The sequence below is a fragment of the Caballeronia humi genome (genome assembly GCF_001544475.1).
GTDB lineage: Bacteria > Pseudomonadota > Gammaproteobacteria > Burkholderiales > Burkholderiaceae > Caballeronia > Caballeronia humi.
The window spans coordinates 63,566-74,300 of sequence record NZ_FCNW02000032.1; the positions used below are offsets into that span (position 1 = coordinate 63,566).

The 10,735-nt window shown below is 66.7% G+C and carries 1 protein-coding gene; it reads left to right on the top strand.

The genetic code is table 11. The annotated features are described in order from the left end of the window. The first annotated feature begins 201 nt into the window (after positions 1-201). Positions 202-10,482, top strand: a complete 10,281-nt coding sequence (locus AWB65_RS23910; RefSeq protein WP_235007734.1) for a cadherin-like domain-containing protein — start codon at positions 202-204, stop codon at positions 10,480-10,482. The last annotated feature ends 253 nt before the right edge of the window (positions 10,483-10,735 follow it).

Consider the following 10,735-nt stretch of genomic DNA (forward strand, 5'->3'; position numbering starts at 1 on the left):
TTACGGCCGCGAAGCCATGCTTTGGCGCTGGAGCCGCGAATCCTGTTCGATGGCGCCGCCGCCACCGCGGCTGATCAACAGCATCACAGCGATGGCGCGCACGTCTCTAACGCAGCGGAGCATGCCGCTATCGGCGAATCGCGCGTTATCGTTCCGCCTCCTAAAGCACCCGCGCCTCCCGCTCCCGCGCAGAATCTCGTCGTGCTGGATAGCCGTGTCGAAAACAGTCAGGCGTTACTCGCGCAATTGCCCGCGAATACGCGAGTCCTGGTTATTGATTCAAATCAGAATGCCATACCAGCGATTAGCGCAGCACTTGCAACAATGGGCAAGGCCGATTCGATTCAAATCTTTTCTCACGGCGCATCCGGCCAATTCACGCTCGGCAATCAGATTTACACCGGCAGCAATATCGCGCAGATGGCCGAAACGCTCGCCGGCTGGCGCAACGGCCTGAATAAGGACGCCGACATCGAGCTATACGGCTGCAACGTCGGCGCAGGCACTGCGGGCAGGGCGCTCGTACAGACGCTCGCGCGTGTGACGGGCGCGAGCGTCGGCGCATCCAACGACAATACCGGCAGCGCATCGCATGGGGGCGACTGGACGCTCGAAGTGACGAGCGGCACACTCGACAAGCCCATCGCACTGAGCGCGTCGGCGCTGGCCCATTTCGACGGCCTGCTCGCCGACGCGAGCCCGACAACGACCCTCTCGGCTGCGACCAGCGACGTTCTGCTCGGCGACCAGTTCACGTTCGACGTCTCGCTGACGAATGCATCGTCGCAAGTCGGCTATGCGCCTTACATCGACTTGCTCGTGCCCGCCACGGGCAAGGACGGCAACGACGGCGTGTCGTTCGTCTCCGCTTCGTATCTGGGCCAGGCCGTGACAGCGGTCACGCTGACATTCGACGCCAACGGCAACGCCACACATCCACTCGCCAAGGACGCGACCGGCAATCCGCTCGTCATCAACGCGGCGACCTTCGGCCTTCGCGCTGGCGACCAGCTCGTCGTGCTGGAATTGCCGTTTGCGAGCGTGTCGCAGGGACAGCCCGCCATCCCGGTGCAGGTCACGGCGCGCCTCAGCAATCTCGCCGATACCGCGTTTTCCAACGGCACGCCCGATCTCACAATAGAGGCGCGCGGGGGGTTCCAGTTCGGCAACGACGAACTCGATAACCCTACGACCGACCCGACGCTCGTCGAGTCGTCGTTCCACGGTTTCGCCGTGCATCCGACGGTGGTTACGCTGCAACAGTCCGTCAACATGACCGAAGGCGAGACGGTCAGCGGGCCGAACTTCGTTCACACCGAAACGGTGACCGCATCGCCTGCACCGGGGCAGACGTTGAGCAACGTCGTCGTATCGCAGGACATTCCGGCCAACGTTCAGGTCACCGCGATCACGCCGGGCGCGGGCGGCACGCTTACGTCGCTCACGCTGTGGGACGGCAGCGTCATCACGAATCCCGCGGCGATCGCGCTCGCGATCAATAGCGACAGCGTGTTCATCCGCTCCTATTCGATTGCGTACGCCACGCTCGCTGCGCCGCAAAGCACGGTGGTCAGTTTCTACGTGCCCGATACCGACGCCACCGGCCAGCCCGTTATCGATCCGGTCACCGGCAGCCCGGTCACGATTGCGTTCGGCACCGCGAGCGGAAGCGGCAACTGGGTGCCGCTCGATCCACGCGACCTGACGCCGCCCGCGACTTCCATAGCGTTCTCCGGAACCGGCGACGGCACGGGCACGACGTTCATCGCGAAATCGGTCACGCTGGAAAAGCAAGTGGTCGATCAAACCGATACCGGACATGTGGGCCTCTCTCCCGGCGACACGCTGGCCTACACGCTCGACATCGCCATCTCCGACTATTTCGCCGCCGGGCAGACCGTGCTTGGCCAGGGCCAGTTCGTGATCACCGACCGCCTGAGCGACGGCCAGACACTGACCGGCACACCGACCTTCACTTACACGGTGAACGGCGTCACGCAGACCATCGCGCTCATCGCCACGAGCACGCCCAATGCGGACGGTACGACGACACTCACGTTCGATATCGGCACGTCGATCCGAAATGCCAGCGGGCAACAGGTTGGCGGCCTGAACGGCGACCTCGCGTTCGACGACGTGCTGCAAGGCGCGACCTCAGCCGCGATCGGCTACAACGCGGTGATCGCCCAGCGCTATACGACGGCCTACACGCAAAGCGACATCAACGAAGGCGATTCGCTCGGCAACAACGCGACGGTGACCGCCAGCCTGCTCGCCGACCGGCTGAACCTGACGGGCGGCGCGGTCTCGGATCAATCGGCGACGGTGAGCACCATTCCAACCGATACCGTCGATATTCAGCTCGTCAGCGTGAACGGCGCGACGCCGCCCGCGAGCGGCGAGCTGAACCCGGGCGATATCGTCACGTTCAGCATGAGCTACGACCTTGTGACGGGTGACTACGAGCAGTTCCAACTGGCCGCCTATTTGCCGCTGCCGCTTCTTAACCCGGCCGGCACGACGTGGACGCAGGGAACCGGCGTCGGGCAATGGTCGTTCGGGGCGGGCAACACGAACCCGGCCGCGCCCTTGAGCGTCACCGATGGCGCCGGCAACTCGCTCGTCTTCGACTTCGGCAGCTTCGCGACCAGCGCAACGAGTGGCAGCACGATCCAGGTGCAGTTCACGATGCGGGTCGGCGACCAGCCTTACGCAGATGCACGCTCGCTCGACGTGCTCGCGCAATCGAGCCAGGTCACGACGATCGCGCACCAGCCGCTCGTCTCGTCCGACGTGGCGGTGATCGCGTCGGTCGCCGAGCCGGTGCTGGCGTTGCGGCAAGGCGTCGTCGCGAGCAGCGAAGGGACGATCACGGGCACCACGGGCACATGGAGCGCGCCGGGCACGACGGGCGTGCCGTTCGCGGGCACGGTGACGGATATCGGCGCGGTGAACGGCGACGTCAGCGGCATCGACGCGGGCGATACGCTTCGGCTCGCGACCGCGATCGAAAATACGGGCGGCGGCGGTGCGTTCGATGTCGCGACCGGCGTCACGTTGCCCCTCGGTTTGCAGTTCGCAGGCGGAAGCCTTGGGGCAGCGAACCTGAGCGTCTACCGGGGCGACGGCACGCAACTCGTCGCGGGTGTCGACTACAGCGTGTCGGGCAACGTCGTGACGTTCCTCGACGCCGGCAACGTCGCGACGCTCTTGCCCGGCCGAACCGGCACGGCGGCGGATACGAGTGGCGCGAACCTCGTGGTGATCACGTACGACACGATCGTCGGCGCGACGATTCCCGCCGCCAGCACGCTGCAGACGACCGCCACATTGAGCAACTACGCGAGCGTGAATAACGGCACCGATTTCACACCGATCGATATTACCGACACGGCGAACGAGCAGGTCGCCTCGCCGACACTCAGCGTGCAATACGCGGGCGGTTCGCTCGACAACGGCGACTCCAGCGCGGCGCACACCACAGGCAGCGACCTCGTCATCGGCGAAAGCATGCAGTACGACATCGTCGTGACCCTGCCCGAAGGCAGCACGCAGAACCTGCGTCTCGACGACCTGATTCCGACGGGCCTGCAACTCGATACGAGCTTCAACGGCGGTCAGGGCTTCCAGCTCATCACGACCGCCGCGGGCAGCGCCGCGCTCGGCGCGGATTTCAATGGCACGGTCGGTGTCGCGAGCCTGGTCGGCGGGCGCTGGACTTTCAATGCATCGAGCGCGACGGCGGACAACGTCGCGGGAAACAACACGTTCGCGATCCGCGTGCAGCTGGTCGCGAGCGACGTCGCGAGCAATCAGGCCGGCGTGACGCTCGCGAACAGCGGTCAGCTCGTCTTCAGCGATCCGGACGCCGACACGCCCAACGGCGCCGCCGCCGCCGCCGTCGACCGCACGGTCGCGCAGAGCGGCGCGGCGCCCACCGTCACGATCCGCGAACCCACGCTCGTCGTCACGCAGACCACGGCGACGAACCCGGGCCTGGGCGTCGATCAGGGCGACACGGTCGAATACGACATCACGATCCGCAACGGCAACGCGGCGACGGATTTCAACGCGTTCGACATCGGCTTCCTCGACGCGCTGCCCGCCGAACTCGGCAACGTCGCGTTCCTCGGCGCGACGTATCAGGGCGGCGCGACCAACAACGGCGGCGTGGACTTCGAACTGGCGGGCGGCCAGTTGCGCACCGCGAGCGGCGCCAATATCGACATTGCTAAGGGCGGCAGCATCACGCTACGCGTCTCGGGCACCGTGCTTCCCGCCGCCGCCAGCGAAATCTCGTTCAACAACACCGCGACCGCGCAATGGACGAGCCTCGACGGCACCGCCGCGGGTGTCGCCGATCCGGCGGGCGAGCGCACGGGTATCGACGGCACGCTCAATAGCGGCGTGCTGAATGACTATCGGGCGACGTCCACGCTCACCGTGCCGGTCGCGCAGGCGGTGCTCGTGTCGCGCGTGGGCGGCCTGCCGGACACGGCGGCCGCGTCGCCCGCCAATGGGCTCGACGAGAACGTGACGGTTGGCGAACTGGTGCGCTATCGCGTGGTGGCGCTGCTTTCGGAGGGCACGACCAGCGACTACAGCCTTCAGGTGACGCTGCAAAACGGTCTCGCGTTCACCAACGACGGTACGACGCGCATCGTGTTCATCTCGAACAACGGCCTGTCGACCGATATCACGAACCTGATCACCGGCGGCGTGCTGAACGTGACCGGCAACCAGACAAGCGCCCAGGCGCTAGCGATTCCTCCCGACCTTTCGGGTGCTGCACCCACCGGCGTGTTCAATCCGGCGGACATAACGGTTTCGACCGATGCGAGCGGTAATCAGGTCGTCACGTTCCGCCTGGGGACCCTCGTCAATCAGGACAGCGACATCGACCGCGAAGGCATCTCGCTGGAATTCAACGCGCGCGTGCTGAACCAGGCGTCGAACGCGGCGGGCGCGGTGCTCTCTGCGACCGTCGTCGACCGTTCCGGCACGACGAACCTCTCGACCGCCGAGACGGTGCGCGAGGACGTGGTCGAGCCGTCCTTCACGGGCATGACGAAGCAGGTCTACAGCTTCGATCCGGCGAGCGGAACGCCCGGCGTGGGCACCGCCGATGTCGATATCAGCTTCACGCAGAGCGGCGCATCGCCCGCGTATAACGTCGTGCTGACCGACAGCTTTCCGACCGCGTCCGGCTACGCGTTCGATCATCTCGTGATCAACGGCGTGTCGTTCACGGCGGCACAGCTTGCAGGCATCGGCGTGAACGTCAACATGACGAACGGGCTGCAAATGACGTTCGACAGAATCGACGCGGGCAGCCAGATATCGGTCTTCTATTCGGCCAACGCACCGGACAGCGCACCGATCGCCGCGACCAACGCGACGCTCACGTGGACGAGCCTTCCCGACAACTTCACGACGTGGGGCGGCTCGGGCGTCGGCGCGTCGGGCGCCGCCGACGGCGAACGCACCGGCAGCGGCGCGAGCCCGAACACGTACGTGCGTCAGGCGGGCGCGGGACTCGGCGTGATCGCCGGTACGCTCTGGGACGACACGGCATCGGCGAATGCGTCCGCCGTGCCGGACGGCCCCGGCCTCGCGGGGCAACCGGTCACGCTGACATGGGCGGGCGTGGACGGCAACCTCGCCACCACAGCAGACAACCTTGCCTACACCACGACGACGGACGCCAACGGCCAGTACCACTTCGGCGTGCTGCCGCTCGGCACGTACCAGATCCAGGCGCCGACGGGCACGTTGAGCTATCCGCAGCCGGTCGGCGCACTCGCGATCCGTATCGATACCGATACCGTGACGCCGCTCGGCACGGTCGGCATCACGCTCGCGGATGGCGGCACGGCGGCGGCGAACGCTGGCTACGTCGAGCAGAACGACGCGCCGGTCAACCAGTTGCCCGCCACGTCGCCGGCGGGGCTCGAAGACACCGCGTTCAGCGTCGCGGGCATCACCATCAGCGATGTCGATGCGGGCGCCGGCACGATGCAGGTGACGCTCTCCGCGCTGCACGGCACGCTATCGCTCTCCGCGCTGCCCGCAGGCGTCACCGAGTCGGGCGCGAACACGGCCGCCCTGACGCTCACCGGCAACCTCACGAGCCTCAACGCCGCGCTCGCGAACCTGCTGTATCTTGGCCAGGCGAACTACAACGGCACCGATACCCTTACGATCAACACGAACGACCGCGGCAACTTCGGCGATCGCGACGGTAACGGCATCCCCGGCGAACTGACCGATGCGCTCGCTGTGCAGAGCACTTTGCCGATCGTCGTCGTCGCGGTGAACGACGCGCCGGTCGCCGTCGGCGATGCGGCGAGCGCGACGGAAGCCGGCGGCACCGCGAACGCACTGGCGGGCGTGAACCCGATCGGCAACGTGCTCGCGAACGACACCGACGTCGATATCGCCACTAATGGCGACGCGCTGCGCGTCGTATCGGCGGCCAATCAGAACGGCGCGACGGTCAACTTGCCGGGTATCGGCTCGAATACGATCGCAGGCGTCTACGGCACGCTCACCATCGGCGCGAACGGCGCGTATCAGTACACGGTCGACAACAGCAACGCCGCCGTGCAGGCGTTGCGCCAGTCGGGCCAGACGCTGACGGAGCAGTTCACGTACCGCGTCTTCGATACGTCCAACGCGGCTGCGACCGGCGCGCTCACGCTCACGATCCACGGCGCGAACGATTCCCCGGTCGGCGTGAACGACGTAGGCTCGGCAACGGAAGCGGGCGGCGTGTTCAATGGCACGGCGGGCAGCAATGCCACGGGCGCCGTGCTCACGAACGACACCGACGTGGACAGCGTGGCCAACGGCGAAACGAAGCAGGTCACGGGCATCACGAACCAGCCGGAAAGCGTCGTGAACAGTCCGCTCGCGCAGGTCGCGGCGGGCACGACGAGCGCCACGGGCACGTCGATCGCGGGCGCGTTCGGCACGCTCACGATCGGCGCGGACGGCACGTACCGCTATGTCGTCGACAACAACAACGCGGCGGTGCAGCAACTCGTCCCGACCGATGCGCCGCTCATCGATACCTTCACGTACCGCATCACCGATGCCGGCGGCCTGAGCGATCTGGCCGAAGTGCAGATCCAGATTCACGGCAGCAACGACAATCCCGTCGCGAGCGATGACCAGGCGACGGCGATCGCGGGGTCGGCAGCGCTCGGAGTGAATCCGGTCAACCCGAGCGGCAACGTGATCACCGTCGCGAGCCGTCCCGGCACGGTGACACAGCCGGGCGGCAACGGCATCGATACGGATGTCGATCACACCGGTCAGCCCAATACGCTGTTGACGGTGAATGGCGTGCGCACGGGCCTCGAAAGCGCGGGCGGAGTGCTCGGAGCGGTCGCGGCCGGGACGACTTCGCTCAACGGCGCTACGTTGGCGGGCAGCTTCGGCACGCTGCACATCGGCGCGAATGGCAGCTATACCTATGACGTGGACAGCAACAACCTGTTAGTCCGCGCGTTGGCCCCGGGCGCGACGCTAAGCGAAACGTTCACGTACCAGATCACCGACAGCAGTGGCCTGACGGACCGCGCACAACTCGTGATTACCGTCACCGGCGTGAACGATCCGCCGGTGGCGCGTAACGATACGGCGCTGGCGATCGAGGCCGGCGGCGTGGACAACGCCACGGCGGGCTTGAATCCCGTGGGCAGCGTCCTGACGAACGATACCGACATCGATCGCGACGCGCTCACGGTGAACGCCGTCCGCACCGGCGCCGAAGCGGGCAGCGGCGCGACGGGCACGCTCGGCCAGCCGTTGCAGGGGCTCTTCGGCACGCTGACGCTCAACGCGAACGGCGGCTACCGCTATGTCGTGAACAACGCGAGCGCCGCCGTGCAGGCGTTGCGGTTGCCGACAGATCAGCTCGTCGAACGCTTCACCTACACGATCGCCGATACGCACGGCGCCACCGATCAGGCCGAGCTCGACATCGTCATCTCGGGCCGCAACGATGCGCCGGTCGCGCAAAACGATCAGGCGACGGCGGTCGAAGCGGGCGGTGTCAACAACGGCACGCCGGGCGTCAACCCGAGCGCAAACCTTCTAACGAACGACACCGACGTCGATGCCGCCGACACGAAAACGATCGACGGCATCCAGAACGGCGGCGAGGCGACGGCCACGACATTCGCGCCGATCACCGCGACGACGTCGATCGCAGGCGTCTACGGCACGCTCACGATTTCCCCCAACGGCAGCTACGCCTACACCGTCGACAACACGCTGCCCGCCGTGCAACGGCTCACGCCGGGAGCGAGCCTCGTCGATGTGTTCAGCTACCGGATGCACGACGCGGCAGGCGCGACCGACGTCGCGCAACTGAACGTGCAGATCCAGGGCGCGTGGGACACGCCGGTCGCGCGCGACGACTTCGCGATCGCTGTCGCGAACAATGGCGTGCGCGGCAGCGTCAACCCGACCGGCAACGTGCTGACGAACGACACTGACGTCGATGCCGGCGACCTGCTGGACGGAACTGGCGCCCGGGTCGGCCCGGCGAGCGCTGGCGGACCGCTGCTGAGTGTCGTGGGCGGTAGCACCAGCGTCGACGGCAGGCTCTTGCAAGGCCAGTTCGGTGACCTCGTGATCGGCGCCAACGGCAGCTACATCTATCGCGTTGACGCGGCCAACCCGACACTCATCGCGCTCGGCCCCTTGCAGACGGTGAACGACGTGTTCACGTACCAGGTGACCGACGAGGGCGGCCTGAGCACGACGGCGACGCTTACCGTCGTCGTGCGCGGTCGCAACGAGGCGCCGGTTGGAGCACCCGACGCGGCGGTCGCCGTCGAGGCGGGCGGCATCGGCAATGCGGCGCCGGGCGTGAACCCGTCGGGCAGCGTGCTTGCCAACGATACCGACGCCGAAGGCGACGCGCTTCACGTCGCGGCCGTCCGCACAGGTGCCCCGGCGGCGGCTCCGGGCGATACGGTCGGCGCGGTCGGGAGCGTGTTGCGCGGCACCTACGGCGACCTGACGCTGAACGCCGACGGCACATGGAACTATGTCGTCGACAACGCTTTACCGGCTGTCCAGGCGCTGCGCACAAGCGGCCAGACGCTGCAGGACGTCTTCACATACACGCTCGCCGATGTCTTCGATGCACGCGGCACCGCCGAACTGCGCATCACGATCGAAGGACAGAACGACACGCCGGTCGCGAACAGCGACGCAGCAACCGCGATCGAAGCGGGCGGCGTGAACAACGGCACGCCGGGTCAGGACGCGCGAGGCAACGTGCTCGCCAACGACACCGATGTCGACAGCATCGCGAACGGCGAGACGAAGCAGGTGGTTGAAGTATCGAACGAAGCGGGCGGCTTGGCTGTGGCGGGCGCCGGGCTTGCCGGGAACTACGGGCGTCTCACACTCAACGCGGACGGCACCTACGACTACGTGGTCGATAACGCCAACGCCGCCGTGCAGGCGCTGCGCACACGCGACGACACGCTCACGGAGGTGTTCGTCTATCGCATGCGTGATGCGGCGGGCGCGCAAGCCACGGCATCGCTGACGATCCAGATTCGAGGCGCGGACGACACGCCCGTCGCACGCGACGACGGCAACGTCGCGACCGACCAGACGTCCGCGCCGCAGGCAGCGGGCAACGTGCTCGCGAATGACACCGACGTCGACGGCAACGATCATCTGACCGTGGCCGGCGTGCGCACGGGCGAGGAAGCGGGCACCGGCACGGCGGGCACGCCCGGGCAGGCGCTCACCGGACGCTACGGCACGCTGACGCTCAACCCCGACGGCAGCTATACCTACCAGATCGACCTGTCCAATCCGCAGGTGCTGGCGGCGGCCGGACTCGGCCAGGTGCTGCAGGACCCGTTCACCTACACCGTGCGCGATGACGCGGGCGCGACCGATCAGGCGCAACTCGTCATCACGCTCGACATCGCCACGCCCTATATTCCGCCGCCCGGCGGCGAGTACTTCCTCGGCACCGAAACTTCCACGGCGCAGGCCGGGCCGCTGATCCCTGCGCTCGACCCGGTCGTGTATGTCACGCCCGAGGTGGAGCAGGACGCATTGCAGGCGCTGGCGTCGAGCCGCGAAGCCGACGGCAGCCAGATCGGCTGGCCGCTCGATCCTGGCCATGTCGATGCGCCCGTCGGCGTCGGTTTGGGCTTCGTCCCCGGCGAGTTCGTCGGCCGGGCGGTGCGCGCGAGCCAGCGGGAGAGCGCCTTCGACCGCGCGTGGATTTTCGGCCGGCCGGGACGCACGAGTTTGAGCGCGGACGGACTGCTCCCGGACCCGTCGGTATTCGCGCCGCTTCCTGACAACCTCACGGAGGGATGGCAGCCCCTCGTCGAACAGAACACGGCGCAGGGTTTTTCTACCCAGTTGCGGGAGGCTGCACTTAAGTGGCCGCTGGCGCTTGGGGGTGGGGGTGGGGTCGGGGCTGAGGTTGTTTAAACCGTTTGATGTTGATGCGCTTCGATGGAACTTGGTTTCTTTACGGTTTATTAGCTCTGCCCCTGTCCGGGGCGGGACTCACTTTCTTTGCTGCTGCAAAGAAAGTAAGCAAAGAAAGCAGCTTTCAACCGCCAGTGCTAATCAATCCATCACTAGCGTTTGATTGGGATTGGCGCTGGAGAGTAAGTGTCGCCCTCACGGTGGAACCGGGCTTGGCTCGCGGACCCACTGTGGCAACTCGCAGTACACCGGA